The following is a 15,969-nucleotide window of genomic DNA, read 5'->3' on the forward strand; positions in this document are numbered from 1 at the left end:
GCGGACTCGCTTAACCGGTGACTGTCAGGTAGATCAAGGCGACGTTGAGCACGATGATGACCGCTGCAGTCAGCCAGGCCAGCGACGTGGTGAGTCGATTGTTCACATCCTCGCCCATCAGCATCCTGTCGCTGGTGAAACGCACTAACGGAACCAGTGCGAAGGGGATGCCGAAGGACAGAACGACCTGCGAGACAATCAGAGCTCGGCTGGGATCGATTCCGATGGCCAACACTGTGATGGCAGGTATCAGGGTGATCAGGCGTCGGAGTATGAGCGGGATCCTGCGCTGCAACAGCCCGTCCATGATCATCGCGCCGGCGTACGCCCCGACCGAGGTTGATGCCAGCCCCGAGGCAAGAAGCCCCAGCGCGAACAGCAACGCCACCACTTGCCCCAAGGTGTCGGCGACCGCCGCATGCGCTCCGTCGATCGAATCGACCCCTTCACGGCCACGCAAAGTGGTTGCTGCCACCAGCAGCATGGACAGGTTGACCGCGCCCGCCAGCAGCATCGCCAGACCGACATCGATCTTCGTCACACGCAACAGCCGCGACCGGATCGGCCCCTCCGGTTGATGGCCGTGTCGATCCCGCACCAGACCTGAATGCAGATACACCGCGTGAGGCATCACCGTCGCACCCAACATGGCGGCCGCGATCAGCACGCTTTCCGTGCCATCGAACCGCGGCAAGAGGCCCCCCACGACAGCCCCGGGGGGAGGTGGTGCCACCACGGTGCTTGTCAGAAAACCGATGGCAATGACAGCCAGCAAGCCAATGATCACCCGTTCGAACGGTTGCTGCCCTCTGCGGTCTTGGACAAGAAGCAAGACCATCGACACCGAACCTGTGATGACGCCACCGATGAGCAACGGCAGGTCGAAGAGCAGATTCAGCGCGATAGCTCCGCCGACCACTTCGGCGAGATCGGTTGCCATAGCGACAATCTCAGCCTGCACCCAGTAGGAGAGCCTGGCGGTCCGCGACGCGCGCAGACGCACCGTCTCCGGCAATGACCTGCCCGTGACCACCCCGAGCTTGGCAGAAAGGAACTGCACCAACCCCGCCATCACGTTCGCAACCACGATCACCCACACGAGGAGGTAGCCGAACTGGGCGCCGGCGCTGATATTGGACGCGACATTGCCGGGATCAACATAGGCGATGGCTGCGACGAAGGCCGGACCAAGCAGTAGGGACCCAGACCGAGCTCGCGCGAGCCGCGGACGAGCCGAAGCCATGACCTCTCGCATTGCCGCCCCTCAATCACAAAGTTCGGTCTACCGAATAAAACTATTCGATACACCGTAGTTCATGGGTCGGCACATGACGAGACTTGGGGAGCTTGGTTGGTGGGGCGAGGTCTTCGACGGCCTGTAAGTGCGAGTGCGCCGCAGCGGGGCGCATCACTGCTTGTCATCTGCGTGCCGAAATACTACGCTACGTAGTATTTCAATGTGGGCAGGAAGAGCAGGTGGGACCCGGATGGCGATGCGGGCGAGGAAGTCCCGGCGGCCGATGGTGCTGGGAGTCGACTGGCAGACAGCTCAGGATCACGTCGCCGACCGCGCACTCTGTTCTCTCGCGAGGGATGACGACCTCCCGGGTGCGGCGTTACCCATACGACGACGATGATGCACACCGACACCATCGAAGCGCCGACGCCGCGACGACCACGCCGCCGGCTTAGCCCCCTACCCAGATTGTGGCGCTCGCTGACGTCGATGAAAACAGCACTCATGCTGCTGTTCCTGTTGGCCGCGGCGGCAATCCCGGGCGCTCTGCTGCCGCAGCGCCCACTCAACGAACAGAAAACAACCCAGTACATTGTCGACCGCGGCGCCCTCGGCACGTGGATGGACAGACTGCAGCTCTTCGACGTCTTCGCCAGCTCGTGGTTCACCGCGATCTACGTCCTGCTGTTCGTGTCACTTGTGGGATGCCTCACTCCCCGAATCCTCGAGCATCTGCGCGCGGTCCGAGCCCGTCCAGTTCCCGCGCCGCGCAACCTCACCCGCCTGCCGCGGCACCTCGAGGACACCGTAGAAGGAACACCCGAAGAGGTTGTTGCCCTCATCAACGCCAACCTCCGGGGCTGGCGCCGAGCCACCACCACACGACCAGCGACTACGCACCGACCCACCGCAGCCGTAGAGATCTCCGCGGAAAAGGGTTACCTCCGCGAGTGGGGCAACCTCGTGTTCCACTTCGCCCTACTCGCCTTGCTGATATCGATCGCGGCCGACAAACTTTACGGCTACGAAGGCACCCGCAGTCTCGTCGCCGATGGCACACAAGGGTTGTGCAACACCTCGACCGCGGTTTATGACTCATTCCGCGCAGGCAGCCTCGTCGATGGCACCGATCTCTCACCATTCTGTGTCCGCGTCGAGGGCTTCGATGCCCGGTTCCTGCCGAGCGGTCAGCCCGACATGTACGAAGCCGACGTCACCTACACCGGGGACGTGCGACAGTCCGATCCCGATACGTGGAGCACCGCACGCGTCCGAGTGAACGAACCGCTGCGAGTAGCAGGCGACCGCGTCTATGTCCTCGGCAACGGCTTCGCACCGACGTTCACTGTGACGTTCCCCAACGGTGAGCAACGCACTCAGACAGTACTGTTCATTCCCGACAACTTGCAGACGATGCTGTCCTCCGGCGCGGCCCGTTTCGATACCCCAGCCGGCCTCTACCCCGACCCAGACGAACGTCGCAATCGACAGATCGCGATCGAGGGCCTATTCGCGCCCACCGCAGCATTCCAAGGAACCCTGCTCACCTCATCGTTTCCCGTGCCGAATGATCCGTATGTGGCGATCAGGATCTACCAAGGCGACACCGGACTGGATACCGGTCGCCCGCAGAATGCGTACTCCTTGAACCGAGCGCTCATCGAGCAGGGTCGGCTCCAGCAGCGGGCACAGGTCAATCTCAGCCCGGGACAGACTCACACCATCGCCGATGGCACCGTGGTGCGCTTTGATGGGTATGAACGCTTCGTGTCCATGCAGGTATCACACGGGCCGGCACAGAACTGGGTTCTGTTGTCGGCGACCGTGATGCTGTCTGGGTTACTTGTGTCTCTATTTATCCGGCGTCGCCGAATCTGGGTGCGGCTAGTGCCCGTCGGAGTCGACGGCCAACGCACCGCAGTAACAATCGCAGGTCTGGCCCGCACCGATCAGGCCGGGTGGGGCGAAGACTTCGACCAGCAGGCGCGGCGATGGCTGACCCAGCCAGGGCCGACAAACCGCCGACCACGGCGCGCACATCAGCCATGAGATCTCACATCCGTACAGATCTCATCTCATTGAACCGCCCCCCCTGCAGGACGCGGCACCGAACCAACTGTCACGTCACAATCCATCCCGATCGCATTCACGCCACACGGAGGCCCATAGACCATGCGCAGAAACACTTCTCACGGCGCCGCCACCACGCCGGCCTCTTCGGCCAGATCCCTCATCGCCATCGCGCTGCTGTACAACATCGCGCGCCTAGCACTCGCTGCTGCGCTAACTGGACTAATTCTGCTGGTCGCCTACCTAATTGACGTGGACGTCCCGTTCTTCGTAACCGTCGTGCTCGCCGTGATTCTCAGTAGTCCAGTCTCGATGATCGCCCTCAAACCCCTACGAACTCGTATCAATTACCGGGCCGAAGCAATGGACTCCCGCCGAGCAACCAAGAAGGGACTCGCCAGACCGGACGCGACATGAGTTGGCATCAGGCCAGCAAACATGATCAGCCAGGCCCGACTGTCCTGCCGAACATGCAGTGCGGTCTGCCGGATCGGTGAAACCAGCGCAGTTCACCCTCGATGACCACCGACCCGCACCGTTCCTCTCAATCGATCGGGCTAGGCGTCAACTGTGTGGCCGTCGAACCGATCACTGGCCCGCGCGGATTTGGCCCGACCTAGTCTCGTCTCGAGAGCTCGCGACACCTGAGCGGGACCAACTCGTCCTCATACCTCCCGCGCCGATACGGCGGGTCATCCGACGACGTAGACGCCCCGGGTTCTCAGCCACTGTGCAGGATCGAGTTTGGGTCCATCTTGCTGCCAGACCTCGTAGTGCAGGTGTGGGCCGGTGGAGTAGCCGCGGTTTCCTACCGTTGCGATTTGCTCGCCGGCCTGGACTCGCTGCCCGACGCTCACCAGTGTCTCGTTGATGTGCCCATACACGCCGATCGTGCCGTCGTCTTGCAGCACTCGTATCCACAGCCCGAACCCATCAGCCGGACCGGATTCGATAACCTGCCCGTCGCTGGTCGAGACCACCGGTGTGCCAATCGTGTTGGCGATATCGAGGCCATAGTGCGTGGTACTCCAGCGCGCTCCGTAACTCGAGGTCACGGTGCCGTAGGTCGGTGCCGCCGACCGTGGCCGTTGTGGCACCGGGGGTTCAGAGGGCCGCGCGCGATCTGGCTGTGCCAGTTCTCGCATAACCGAGGTCAGCTCATCGCGTGACGATGCCCCTGCCGACGTGCGGTTTCGCTGTGCGTCCACCGATCCGACGGTTACAGATCGTGGGGCTGCTGCGGACTGGACGTCGACGGGCACGCCAGTCTGGGTCAGGGGAGTGATCGTTGGGTTGTGTTGATCGGCGAGCGCGGTGGCCGCGGTCCCGCCGGCAGCGCATAGAACCACCGCGGCCATGAGTGATCCACTCAACCCGGCAGCGGCCGCCGACCGAGTGGAGGTGTCCGAGACCTCTTCGCCGTCAAGAACCTCGAAGAAGCCTGACTGAGCTTGCTCGCTGGACTGAGGTTCAACGACACACAACGCCCGCTCCCACGGTGCGGTAGGTGCTGCCGATGAATGCCTGCCGAGGTCGAGCGGGCGCTGCGAGCGAGGCGGCCCGAAAGATCGATGGGCACGCCCGGCTTGGCGGGGTAGGGCGGTGCGCGAGCGCGCGGTGTATGGACGGCCACTGCGAGGTGGGTATGGCGGCGCCGCCCCGGGCGCCGTCGTCGATCGAGCATGCGGCGAGTAGGAGGGCACCGGGGCGCCCGAGATGATGGGCCGAGTGAACCCGGCCGGCACCTCGGGTTGGAGAGGCATTCGGTGTCGCCCGGCCGCATGCACGACGTGTGCATGCTCGGGCCGTGCGAGTCCAGGGGTGAGGCTCGCTGATGCGTCGCGCCGGAACGCAGAGATACCAGCGGAGGGCGGGCTGGGATCAGCTTTGCGATGCCGTGCCAAGGGGAGTCCTTCAGTCCAAGCGTCAGTCCGGATGGAAACAGTTCGATATCGAACGAGCCACAGACAGGTTACTACTATCCCGGTTAGTTTCTCCCCGTTGGCCCCAGGATCGATCCTTCGGGCTCTGCGAAGCTCCGATGGTGCGTTTGGTTGACCAGCGGGTACGTTGTGGCCGACTACGGGTCGGCGTCCATGCGTTCGCCAGTTCCCGCCTGGGCAACTGCGTCGGCAACGAAGCGTCCGGCTCGTAACGGTCACCATAGATCGAAACGACTGGGGGCTAGGCTGACAGCCCCTGTCGCCGACAGCCTGCACTCGACGATCACCCGCCAGAGAGCGTGACGGCGGTCCTGGCATGATCGGCCGCATGCGTGGACTGCTACGAGCGCTCGGGTGGGGTGCGGTCCTCGCCGCTACTGCCGGGATTGCTGCCCACTATTCTGGCCTGGTCAGCAATCTCGCGTCCCGGCTGGCGGCGTTCACGCCGGTGCTGATCATCGTCGGCGTCGTCGGTCTGCTGCTGTTGCTCGCTGCGCGCGCCTGGCTCTCCGCGGCAGGAGCTGTGCTCGTCATCGCCGTGGGCGTGACGGCGCAGGCCCCGCTGTATCGGGGGGCGGACGAACAGGTCTCGGACTCGGACCTGACCGTGATGCAGGCCAATATCTATCTCGGGCAGGCTGATCCGGACGCGCTAGTGTCGCGGGTGCGCGACTCAGGCGTTGACGTCCTGACGGTGGTCGAGCTGACGTCTGAGGCGGTGGGAGCCCTCGAGCGCGCCGGGTTGCGCCAAGCCTTGCCGTTCGTGTTTCTTCGTCCCCGAGACGGTGGAGGTGGAGCTGGCATCTATGCGCGGGCCCCGCTGACCGACGGGCAACTCTTGCGTGGGTTCGAATTGTCGAATCTTCGTGCGCGACTGCTTCTTCCGAACCGCACGCCCATCTCGATCTATGCACTGCACCCATTGCCGCCGTATCCCGAACCGTCGTGGCGCTGGGATGCCGAGCTCCGCGAGTTGCGCTCGATCCTCTTCGCCGACACAGATCCACTGATCATCGGCGCCGATGCGAACTCGACCTACGATCACCGCTCCTTCCGGCAGCTACTGTCGGGACCGCCGGATTCGCCCCAGCTGACCGACGCCGCCGAGCATCTCGGATCGGGCGTCGTCGCGACCTATCCTGCCGGCCGGCCCTACCCGTCGCTGCTTGCGCTCGACCGGGTGCTGACACGCAATGGCCCGACACCGACATCGTTCCGGCGGATCGATCTGCCGGGCTCCGATCATCACGGGGTACTCGCGAGCATCCGGCTCAGCGAAGGATGACGTCCCCGAGTAATCTCGAACCATCGGAACACCTCGGTTCGTGACCGACAGCCTTATGTCAACTCGATCGAGCCTGGCAAGATATCTCCCCCAACGCTTTCCATATGCCGCCACTCGCTACTTCATGATTCAGCCGGGTGGCGCCGGTGAGGGTGGAGGTGGGTTGCGGTCGCCGGGTTGGGGTATCGGGAAGGTCATCGACGGGCTCGGTGGGTCCGGTGGTGCGAGCCGGCTTTGGGGGTTGGCGCGCACCGCGGCCTCAGCCCCGGCCAGGGGCGCGGAGGCTCTGTCGCGGGCTTGTTGTTCGGTCACCGGTTTGCGGCCGTCAACCGGGATGAGGGTGTACCACTCTTCGGACTCGAGGTAGCGGGTGGCGAACAGGTACCACTGGCCGACCTTGAGGGGTGTGTCGCCGTTGACGGAAATGTAGACACCGTCTTTGACTCCGCCTTGCTGGTTGACTACCACGCTCTCGAAGACTTCGCCCTTGATCGCTGTTTTGGTGAGCACGCTGTACTGAGTTTCGGGGAGCCGCCCGAGCGCCTTGGCGCCAGCAGCTGATTCGACACGGCCGGTGAAGACGTGTGTGGAGATCGCCATCAGATTACGTAAGTCAGAGGTGTCGGTGATCGAGTCCGCATGGGCGGTCGAGGTGGCCGTGGCCGATTCGAGGGGTGGGATGCCCTCATTGACGGTTTGTTCGCCGCACGCGGCCAGGGTGGCAGCGGCGAGGATGCCGGCGATGCCGAGCGTGAGGGCCGCCGGTCGTGTTGCTCGGTGGTGGGTCATCAGAATCCCCACTTGTTGTGGTACAGGTCGCGGGTGAGCCGGTGGGTGTGTAGGACGTTTCGCGGGCCCCGTCATTATCTGCCATCAGGTCGTTGGAGCAGGTGTGGAACAGCCCCAGTGCGTGCCCGACCTCAGTCCAAGTTATGTCACTTTCTAGCAAAAGTTCCTGTCCCCCAGCTGTTTTAATGTGCCGATAACGTATGTTATGTCAAGTAGATGATTGCATACTCATCTGCTGTATTAACCCGCGCCGATCACCCACTACTGCGGGCCCTCGGGCACGACTCGTCCAGCCAGAGAGTCCAGAGCCATGTGGACAGCGGTTGTGGTTCGTCGGACGTCGCCGGTTGCCAGCAGGTCGAGGAGACCGCCACGGAGGACGGCGAGAACAGCCGTCCGTTCACTTTCGGCCTTCGACGTTTGCCGGACGCCTGTCGGTTGCGCCTCGGCGAGCATCGTCAGCCAGTCGTCGACAGTCCCCTGCGCGAACAGGCTCCACGGGCCGTCGGGGTCGGTGAGCGCTCGACCGTAAGCCTCGACCCACAATGCCAGTACCGGTCGTTGCGAAGGCGTGGACAGCCATTCCCACACCGCTCGTGCAACGGCGAAGATATCCCGTGCAGCAGGCTGTTTTGCGAGGACTACGCGCCCCGCCATCGATTCCATCTGGTCGGCGCGAGCGTGCTGCAGCAGTGCCTGGATGAGTCCATCCTTGCTGCCGAACAAGTACAGCAGCACACGCGGACTCGACCCGATCGCGGTCGCCAACGGTCGTAGCGACAGGGAGGCTGCCCCGTTGTCGACGATGTAGGCGTATGCGGCGTCGAGGAGCTGGACTCGACGGGCAGAGCCTGTCGCCAGCTCAGGCCGTGGCGCGCTCACAGAGTTTGTGACCAGGTCTGTTCGACCAGATCTTTTCCGAACAGGCGGCTCGACCACTCGGTGTCCAGCGCGAATCCGGCGTCAATGTAGACGCGACGAGCTGAAGTCAGGGAGTCGACCGTCCAGAGTTCCATCCGCTCATAGCCCGCTCGCCTCGCGAAATCGACGCTGGTCCCGACCAGACGTCGACCCAGCGAGTGCCCTCGCGCCTTCGGATCGACCACGAGCACTCGCAGCTTGGCGGTGCGCTCATCCTGTCCACGAGTGCAGAACACCGAGCCGACCCGCGCGCCGTCGAGTTCGGCGACCCAGCCGGCCTCGGTGTCTTCGTCGTGGTTGCGGGCAAAGGCGGCAACGATGTCGGCGACCAGCGTCTCGATCGTTATGTCCCAACCGAACTCGCGCGCGTACACCTCGCCGTTGGTCTGTACGACCCACCCGAGGTCGCCTGGCTTGCCGAACGGACGGAGCACGACACCACCGGACGGCGGGGTCGACCACGCCGCTGCTGTTCCCTGGGTCATCGCGACCTCCGAGTAATCTCACTGAAACGAGTGTTTCAGTACGGTAACACACGCTGCGCGAATTGAGCCGTGCGACGGCGTTCACCCTCTCTACGTCGGCGGCGACCACGCCGTCGTCACCCGGACGTACAGAGCCCTGGCTGTGGTGACGCGCAGTTCCGACGACTGCTACCTCGCGATCTGGGCCGGCCATTCAGCGTGTCGTGTCTCCCCCACCGGGTGGGCCTCGGATGTACACCCCGAGCTGCGACTACCACCTCTACACCAACAGCTCTCACCACGAGAACGTCTGTCGTGCAGAGTGATACGTGGCCGGTTGGCCGGAAACTGCCGTCAAGCTCTGAAGACGTGAAGGCTGACCGATCACATCCGGTGGTTTCCGTGTTCTACTGGTCACAGGTGACCTCATGCCCGACGGCGTCGACCGTCGGTTTGCCGAGTGCATGGGGATCGAAGTGAGTCTGTACCACGAGGACCGTCTCCTCGAATCCCGCTTGCACCGTGCTGTACCTCTCGCCCAGGTCGACCTGCTACGCCGGAGCGTCCCGTTTGCCCGTGACGTATTCGACCAATTCATCTATTCCGTCACCCAGTACTCAATCGTGGAGGGAACGTGGGACACGTTCGTCGGAGAGAGCCTCCGGTACCTCGCTTTCACCAGTGACGAGCCGGCGAACTCTGTCCCGCCGCTGATCCCCCCGGAGATCGCCGCCACGGTCGCCGACATCATGTCCAGATTTCGCCGCCGAGCACCCGGCGAACCGGTCATCGACGGGCATTCGATGACAACCGTTCATCAGCAGCAGCTCGGTGAAGAGTTGATGTTCGCCCTCGGCGGCGACCACGACGACGGAGTTCATGCTGCGGGCACGCGCGCCTACAGCAAGATGATGTCGGCCCGAATCGGTGACGGTTTTGTCCACCCAGTCGTCGGGAGTCATTTCTGGAGCGACATATACGCTGCGGAGTCCCGCCACCCAACGATGGGTCCACACGTGACCGTGCTTCCCACGATCGCCGCCGCCGTCGAACGATGGCACGCCTCCCCCGCCGACCGCCCGCGATGCGAACGCATCATCTGCGACCGTGCCCACTCCCGCGGGTGGAAAGACCTACCACCCAGCGATGGCCGGTGGGTGGCCGTGACACCCAGTGGACTGCTCTCATGATGGCGTCGGTCCGGGGCACTGATATTGGGCGACGGTCGCTCGTACAGTGAGGCGATGACGGACTCGCGGCTTCTGCGCTCACTGTCGACACTGATCGGAATCCTCCTGGTCAGTGTTGCGGTCGCGGTACCGACAGCGGTCGCTCTGGCGTGGCCGCTGATCTATCTGTCCGAGTCCGTGCTGCACCTGGGCTGTTCCTCGACCACGATCGATGGGCAGCAGGTGTGGGTCTGCCCCGACGGGATAGGGTACGTGATTCCGGGGGTAGCCCTGGTCGTGCTCTTGACCATCGTCGGCGTCGTTGTCGGTATCTTCGTTCAGCGCGATGCCCTGAGGCCGCCGGCAGCGGCAATCGACTGACGCGGCGGGGCCGGTGTCATCACATCTCTGACGCAGCAGCGCCTTTCGAGGTCAGCTTCCGAGACCAGACGCGATCCGTTCGATCCGCGGCAACGCGATGGCCAGTACCGGCAGATACGGTACCGCCCAGACCGGCGCACCGAAGCTGAGAATGCAGCCACCCGCCACCGGGATCACCTCGTGCCGCGTCGCGTTCACACCCGCCACCTTCCACGCCCACAATCGTCCGTCGACGAACTCGGTGATCTCGAACGGCACGGGTACCCCCGCGACAGTCGTGATCGTTCCGCGTGTCCCAGAGGCCAACTCGACGTCACCGTCTACCTGCGCCCCGAAAACCGTGGGTCCCCATGACGGCCAGGCGTTCACATCGGTGATCGTCGCCCACACTGCGTCAGGAGCCAGATTCATCCGCAACTCTGTCGTCGGCATGCCATGCCGAAAACCAGTGCGAACTCGCAGCACCGACCTGAGCGATGCGGGAGTCGACAAGTTGTGCAACATCGGACCATCGTCGCAGAACAAGGCCCGGCGCGGCCCTCATCGCCTTGTTCCCGCATAGAAACGTGCCGGGTGAACGTCACCGTGCGATCGTTCGCGGTTCCTCGACCCCGGCGAGCTTGTCGGGATTGCGCATCGCGTAGATCTGGTCGATCACGCCGTCGACAATGTGGAACGTGAACACGCCCTGCAGTTTTCCGTCGAAGTACACGAGCATGCCGGGCTCGTGATTGAGCACCGCCACCTCCGCGCGATAGTCGTCGATCGTCGTCCCGAGTCGCGCGAATCCGGTGAGCAGGCGCGCCACCGGCAGCGAACCCTGAATGGGCCGTTTCACCGCCGTGGCCTTGCCGTCACTGTCGGCGGTGAACACGACGTCGGGCGACAGCAGCGCCATGAGCGATTCGACCTCACCTGACTGCGCGGCGGCGAGAAACTCCTCGACAACCGCTCCGGCGCGTTGGGCGTCGACCGGCTCGAACCGGGGCCGCCGCGACTCGACATGCGACCGGGCGCGGTGCGCGATCTGGCGCACCGCGGCCGACGACTTCGAGACCATCGATCCGATCTCGGCGTAGGAGAACCCGAACACCTCGCGCAACACGAACACTGCACGCTCGTCCGGACTCAGCGATTCCAGCACCACCAACATCGCCGTGGACACCGACTCGGCGAGTACGACGTCGTCGGCGAGGTCGCGGTCGTCGAGCAGGATCGGCTCGGGGAGCCACGGGCCGACGTACTCCTCACGACGCCGCGAGCGCGACCGCAGGGTGTTGAGTGCCTGGCGTGTGACGATCTTCGCGAGGTAGGCCTTCGGGTCGGCGACTTCGACGTCGTCGACCTCCGCCCACCTCAGGTAGCTCTCCTGCAGGACATCATCCGCGTCGGCGGCGGAACCGACGATCTCATAGGCGACGGTGAACAGCAACGGCCGCAGTTCTGCGAATCGTGCTGCGCGACGGTCGAGTTGACCGCCTGTCATAGCTACTCCGTTCGTCGACGGGCCGTTCGTCATCGTCCGACCGGTTCACGCTCGGCGGTCGCGCTCTTCGCTGCACCGAACCAGCTGAACTTACCGGGCCGCGCGGCCTCACGCCGGATGTTGGCCACGGTTTCTCGGCACACCAACTCCTTCGTCCAGGCTGCGAGACGACCGGTCACCACCGCCGGCGTCGGCGAATCGTCGCGGCGCGTGAACTGCAGGGTGGCCGCATGTCGGCCGATGCTGGCACACTGCGCGACGAAGCCCTGGTCGACAGGGCTCGGCTGCTCACCGGCGATCTTCGCGAGGACCGCGTCGGCGGCCTGGGCGCCCAGTGGTTCAGCGGCCTGACAGCTCATCCGCAGCGTCATGCCATCAACAGCCACCGCGTCACCGGCGCCGATGATCCGGTCGTCGTCGATGCTGGCCAGGGCGGCGTCGGCGCGCAGGCGGCCGATCTCGTCGGTCTCCAGGCCGCTGGCGGCCGCGAGTTCCGGCGCCTCGAAGCCGGTCGCGAGAACCGTTGCCGCGCTGGGTAGCACGATTCGTTGACCGTCGATGTCGACGGTGACGGTCCGCTCCCCGAGCTCGACCACACGTCCCTGGTCCATGACATCGACACCCAGTCGATTCAGCTGCGTCTCCGTGGCGCGTCGAGCCCGGGCGCTCACCGAAGCCGCGAACTCACCGCCGCCCACCAACCGGACGCTGTGTCCGCTCTCGGCGAGTTCTGCCGCAACCTCGATCCCGGTGAGTCCCCCGCCGATGACGGTGACCGTCTCGTGCGCCGCCAGATCCTCGACGCGTTCGCGCATGCGTTGTGCACTCTCCCAATCGGCGATGAACAGCGCATGGTCCGCGGCCCCTGGGATCTCGGGGGTGCGGTGGCGGGTGCCGATCGCGTAGATGAGGTAGTCGTAATCGAGGTGCGCGCCCGACGCCAGATGGACTCGCCGTGCGTCGGCGTCGATGCGCGTGGCGGTGTCGGCGAGAACGCGGATGTCGTCGGCCAGCACATCGTCGAATGCGATCTGCGGATCACCGGTCCCCGAAACGAACTGGTGGAGCCGTATGCGCTGTACGAAGAACGGCTGTGGGTTCACGACCGTGACGTCGACCGCACGATCACGCCGGAGCCGGTTGGCCGCCATCGCGCCGGCGTAGCCCGCACCCAGTACGACAACGTGCGTCCGCTCCCCGTCAGCCTTGTCGTCGCCGATCTGGTTGATGTCGGTGGTGTTCATGGTCCCGCCTTCCGTGGTGGTGTTCGATAGTGCTCGCCCTCGAGACACCGGCGGCGACGAGAATGTGACACCCGGGCCGAATCCGCTGGTCAGCGGCCACCCTCGGCGCCGACCTGCGCCCGACACGGTAGTGGCTCTCATCGGGGTGATCACCGGTCTCGTCGCAGCTGCCCTGGGATCGGCGGCGGTCCTGCGGCAACCGCCGTGGCCTCGGATGATCGTCCGGCCGGACCATCTTTCCGATCCGCCAATGCGGTCGACCACACCGCGCTGAGAACAAAGGCGTCTAGGCGGCAAACGCTCCATCCTGATGCGGATCGCCGACTGGACCCATCCAGCGCTTCCGTCGTCCGAGCGCCGATGGGTTCCCGCCGCGCCGGGAGTCTGCCCGGGTGGGACGAGACCGTCCGCACCGAGCCACCGATGCCTGCAGACATCGACGACGACAAGGCAGGATCACCATGATCGACACAACCGGAGCAACCCTCACCCACACCGTCGACGCCTCCCCCGACGCCGTCTTCGACGCGTGGACGACGCCGCAACTCTTCGCCGCCTTCTTCGGCGGTGCCACGAATGAGGTCCCCGTCGACTCGGTCACGCTGGACGCCCGACCCGGAGGCACCTGGACCGCAACCATGATCGCCGACGCGGAAATGCCCGAGTTCCATTGGCGCGGGGAGTACATCGAAGTGCAGCGACCGAGCAAACTCGTGCTGACGATGACCGACGAGCCGGGCGACGCACGTGAACTTCTCACCGTGGACCTCATCGCAGTCGACGCCGGCACCGAGCTCCGCTTCAGCCAAACCGGCGGAAACCTCACCGATGAGCAGTACGAGTACGCGACGGCCGGCTGGCACGCGGCGTTCGAAGCGCTGAATGCTGTGCTGTCCGGGTAGTCCCGAGGCGCTGTCGCATACGCGGAACGGAAAGCGCAACCGTCCCGACCGGAGCTATCCGGGCGAGGAGTTCACAAATACCGCCTATCGGGGCCACGAGCCCCCCATCGTCGCCAGGACGTGCAGAGCCCTGGCTGCGGGACGCGCAGCTCCGATGACTTTTCGGGCCCAGAGAAAGAAGCAAGGATCGTGAGCAGACTGATCATCAGCATGTGGACCACTCTCGACGGTTATGTCGCTGGCCTCGATGACTCCATGGACTGGCTACTCGCCGATTCCGACCTCATGAACTACGAACTCGCCCTCGTCGAGCACGCCGGCGCGCTCCTGCTCGGCCGGATCACGCACGCCGACTTCGCCTCCTACTGGCCGGCTGTCGCCGCCGGAACGATCGACGCCGACGACGGCAATCGGCGTTACGCCCGTCGCCTCGACCAGCTCGACAAGTTCGTCGCCTCCCGTTCCGGTGACATCGCCGCATGGCCGGTGACCCAGCACGTCACAGAAGTGACCGCCAGCGAGATCCAGCGCATCAAGGATCGCGCCAACGGCGATGTGGTCGTCTACGGCAGCCTCAGCTTGATCGCGACACTCAATGCGATGAACGCGGTCGATGAGTTCCACCTCATCGTCAACCCGATCTTGCTCTGCAAAGGCAAACCCGTCCTCGACGCACACCAGCCTTCAACCCGACTGGAACTGATGGAATGCCGACCCTTCTCCTCTGGCGCAGTCTTGCTCAGATACGCCGCCCTGACGACACCCGCGACTCATGAATGAAATCGAATCACCTCCCCGCAGGCACGGTGCTAATGGACACGAACGTAGGGTGGCACGGGAGGTGCAATCGACTGACCGGCGACGCGGCTGGTGACATCACATCGCGTTTTCCGAGGCCAGCTCTCCGAGACCGGTCGCAATTCGTTCAGTCAGCCGTTTCCTATCCGCTCTCGTGTGCGCGACGCCGCGAGAACCCGCCACGCCCGCGGACTGATCACGTACATCGCGCGGGATCGTCTACTGAAGTGCGACGGATTCGTGATGCACCAGCGCCGGGCGATTGCCGCGACCGGTTGATGAGCGGTCTCGGCGCGAGGTCATCATGCGCGCCCTCGAGTCGACTCGTGATGATCCACTGCTCGAGACTCGTGCCGGCATCGGCGAGGAGCTGGAACAGTTTTCGGACGGTGATGCCGTGCGCCCGCGCGATCGACACCGGCGACAAGTCCGGATCGCTGAGGTGCATGCGAACGTGTCCGCGGGTCCTGGGAAGCAACACAGCAGCTGACCGACGCCGGCCTGTCGGCCGAGACGATCGCCGCGGCCCACAACGTGTCGACCCGGGAGCTGTACGCCGACTGGCCCAGTTCCGAAAGGCGGCTGATGGATCACGTCATCCGACGCCGCCTCGACCGTGCCCGTGACGCCATGATCGCCCGCGCTCATGGGTTCAGCGACTCAACGCATTTCACCAAGCGGTTCCGAGCCGCTTCGGGGTGACCCCGTGACAGTCGCGGCGCGACAATCTGAACTCGTGACGACAAGCCGCCCGGTTGCACGGCGCCGCGACCTCGTGACCACCCACCGAACGCTAAGGAAACTGATGCCGCGCTGGCATCGCCTGCGGTCTCGCGTCGACCACCGCGGCCGCGGATGACCCCGGGCCGGATTACTTTCCCGGCCACTGATCACCACTCAGAGTCACGCCCCCCCGTTTGCGGGAAAATGCCATGCGAGTACTGCTGTGAGTCTTTAACGTCCCACGAATGATTGCGCAACAGAACGATGACTGGCGCCCGGCGCCGGCTGACTGCCCGGTCGATCTGGTCGTCGACGGAGAACTGTTTCAAGTGACAGTCCGTGCCGACGGTGGGTATTCAAGCAAGTGGACGTCGGGCCCGAACCCTGGGTACGGCTTCGGCTCCAGCGGGCCGCGAGTTGCGTGGCAGAGCGACGACGGGCTCCCGCCCGCCCCGCTGCCACTCCCCCTGCCGACGATTCGCGACCACCGCGAGTCGATCAGGGAGTTCCTCTCGAACATCAACCCGGAGACCGGATATCTCGATTGAGCGGGATAC

At 64.5% G+C, this 15,969-nt stretch carries 16 protein-coding genes; 8 read left to right on the plus strand and 8 right to left on the minus strand.

Annotated features, from left to right (window positions below):
* Positions 1-10: 10 nt before the first annotated feature.
* On the minus strand, positions 11-1,243 hold the full coding sequence (locus GR168_RS12810; RefSeq protein WP_137809380.1) for an Nramp family divalent metal transporter: 1,233 nt from the start codon (positions 1,241-1,243) through the stop codon (positions 11-13).
* Positions 1,244-1,636: 393 nt separating this feature from the next.
* On the opposite strand from GR168_RS12810, the gene GR168_RS12815 reads away from it, so the two are divergent.
* Together GR168_RS12815 and GR168_RS12820 are read left to right on the plus strand one after the other, a co-directional pair.
* Positions 1,637-3,286 carry a cytochrome c biogenesis protein ResB gene (locus tag GR168_RS12815; RefSeq protein ID WP_074848417.1) on the plus strand — a complete coding sequence of 550 codons (1,650 nt, stop codon included), beginning with the start codon at positions 1,637-1,639 and terminating at the stop codon, positions 3,284-3,286.
* Between the two features lie 123 nt (positions 3,287-3,409).
* A complete protein-coding gene (locus GR168_RS12820) occupies positions 3,410-3,724 on the plus strand; it encodes a DUF4229 domain-containing protein (RefSeq protein WP_011161122.1) in 315 nt (104 codons plus the stop codon).
* A gap of 275 nt (positions 3,725-3,999) precedes the next feature.
* Here GR168_RS12820 and GR168_RS12825 read toward each other — a convergent pair whose 3' ends face one another.
* Positions 4,000-4,665, minus strand: coding sequence for a M23 family metallopeptidase (locus GR168_RS12825; protein WP_099047831.1), 666 nt, complete (start codon positions 4,663-4,665; stop codon positions 4,000-4,002).
* Between the two features lie 901 nt (positions 4,666-5,566).
* On the opposite strand from GR168_RS12825, the gene GR168_RS12830 reads away from it, so the two are divergent.
* On the plus strand, positions 5,567-6,535 hold the full coding sequence (locus GR168_RS12830; protein WP_011161120.1) for an endonuclease/exonuclease/phosphatase family protein: 969 nt from the start codon (positions 5,567-5,569) through the stop codon (positions 6,533-6,535).
* 129 nt (positions 6,536-6,664) lie between these two features.
* On the opposite strand, the gene GR168_RS12835 is transcribed toward GR168_RS12830, so the two are convergent.
* From GR168_RS12835 to GR168_RS12845, 3 genes are all read right to left on the minus strand, one after another.
* On the minus strand, positions 6,665-7,324 hold the full coding sequence (locus tag GR168_RS12835; RefSeq protein ID WP_011161119.1) for a hypothetical protein: 660 nt from the start codon (positions 7,322-7,324) through the stop codon (positions 6,665-6,667).
* Positions 7,325-7,585: 261 nt separating this feature from the next.
* Entirely contained in the window at positions 7,586-8,206 is a 621-nt protein-coding gene (locus GR168_RS12840; protein WP_223258858.1) for a TetR/AcrR family transcriptional regulator, read from the minus strand.
* Positions 8,203-8,730, minus strand: a complete 528-nt coding sequence (locus tag GR168_RS12845) for a GNAT family N-acetyltransferase (RefSeq protein ID WP_065631669.1) — start codon at positions 8,728-8,730, stop codon at positions 8,203-8,205. The genes GR168_RS12840 and GR168_RS12845 overlap by 4 nt, the downstream gene beginning before the upstream one ends.
* A 407-nt stretch (positions 8,731-9,137) precedes the next feature.
* Here GR168_RS12845 and GR168_RS12850 point away from each other — a divergent pair, with 407 nt between their 5' ends.
* Together GR168_RS12850 and GR168_RS12855 are read left to right on the plus strand one after the other, a co-directional pair.
* A complete protein-coding gene (locus GR168_RS12850; protein WP_139104661.1) occupies positions 9,138-9,899 on the plus strand; it encodes a hypothetical protein in 762 nt (253 codons plus the stop codon).
* A gap of 54 nt (positions 9,900-9,953) precedes the next feature.
* Positions 9,954-10,259: a hypothetical protein gene (locus GR168_RS12855; protein ID WP_068970442.1), complete on the plus strand. Its 306-nt coding sequence runs from the start codon at positions 9,954-9,956 to the stop codon at positions 10,257-10,259.
* A 51-nt stretch (positions 10,260-10,310) separates the two neighbouring features.
* Here the strand turns inward: GR168_RS12855 and GR168_RS12860 are convergent, their stop codons facing one another.
* From GR168_RS12860 to GR168_RS12870, 3 genes are all read right to left on the minus strand, one after another.
* The gene (locus GR168_RS12860; protein ID WP_065631666.1) at positions 10,311-10,691 is read right to left on the minus strand and encodes an SRPBCC family protein; all 381 of its coding nucleotides are present in this window, start codon (positions 10,689-10,691) and stop codon (positions 10,311-10,313) included.
* A 148-nt stretch (positions 10,692-10,839) separates the two neighbouring features.
* A complete protein-coding gene (locus tag GR168_RS12865; RefSeq protein WP_065631665.1) occupies positions 10,840-11,745 on the minus strand; it encodes an RNA polymerase sigma-70 factor in 906 nt (301 codons plus the stop codon).
* Between the two features lie 29 nt (positions 11,746-11,774).
* The gene (locus GR168_RS12870) at positions 11,775-12,989 is read right to left on the minus strand and encodes an FAD-dependent oxidoreductase (RefSeq protein ID WP_065631664.1); all 1,215 of its coding nucleotides are present in this window, start codon (positions 12,987-12,989) and stop codon (positions 11,775-11,777) included.
* A gap of 461 nt (positions 12,990-13,450) precedes the next feature.
* Here GR168_RS12870 and GR168_RS12880 point away from each other — a divergent pair, with 461 nt between their 5' ends.
* The 3 genes from GR168_RS12880 to GR168_RS12890 all read left to right on the plus strand — a co-directional run bounded on the left by GR168_RS12880 (position 13,451) and on the right by GR168_RS12890 (position 15,960).
* The gene (locus GR168_RS12880; protein WP_068970444.1) at positions 13,451-13,891 is read left to right on the plus strand and encodes an SRPBCC domain-containing protein; all 441 of its coding nucleotides are present in this window, start codon (positions 13,451-13,453) and stop codon (positions 13,889-13,891) included.
* 189 nt (positions 13,892-14,080) lie between these two features.
* Positions 14,081-14,671, plus strand: a complete 591-nt coding sequence (locus GR168_RS12885) for a dihydrofolate reductase family protein (RefSeq protein ID WP_065631663.1) — start codon at positions 14,081-14,083, stop codon at positions 14,669-14,671.
* Positions 14,672-15,657: 986 nt separating this feature from the next.
* Positions 15,658-15,960, plus strand: coding sequence for a hypothetical protein (locus GR168_RS12890; RefSeq protein WP_068970445.1), 303 nt, complete (start codon positions 15,658-15,660; stop codon positions 15,958-15,960).
* Positions 15,961-15,969 lie beyond the last annotated feature (9 nt).

Origin of the sequence: Gordonia sp. JH63, assembly GCF_009856645.1 — a bacterium.
Lineage (GTDB): Bacteria > Actinomycetota > Actinomycetes > Mycobacteriales > Mycobacteriaceae > Gordonia > Gordonia hongkongensis.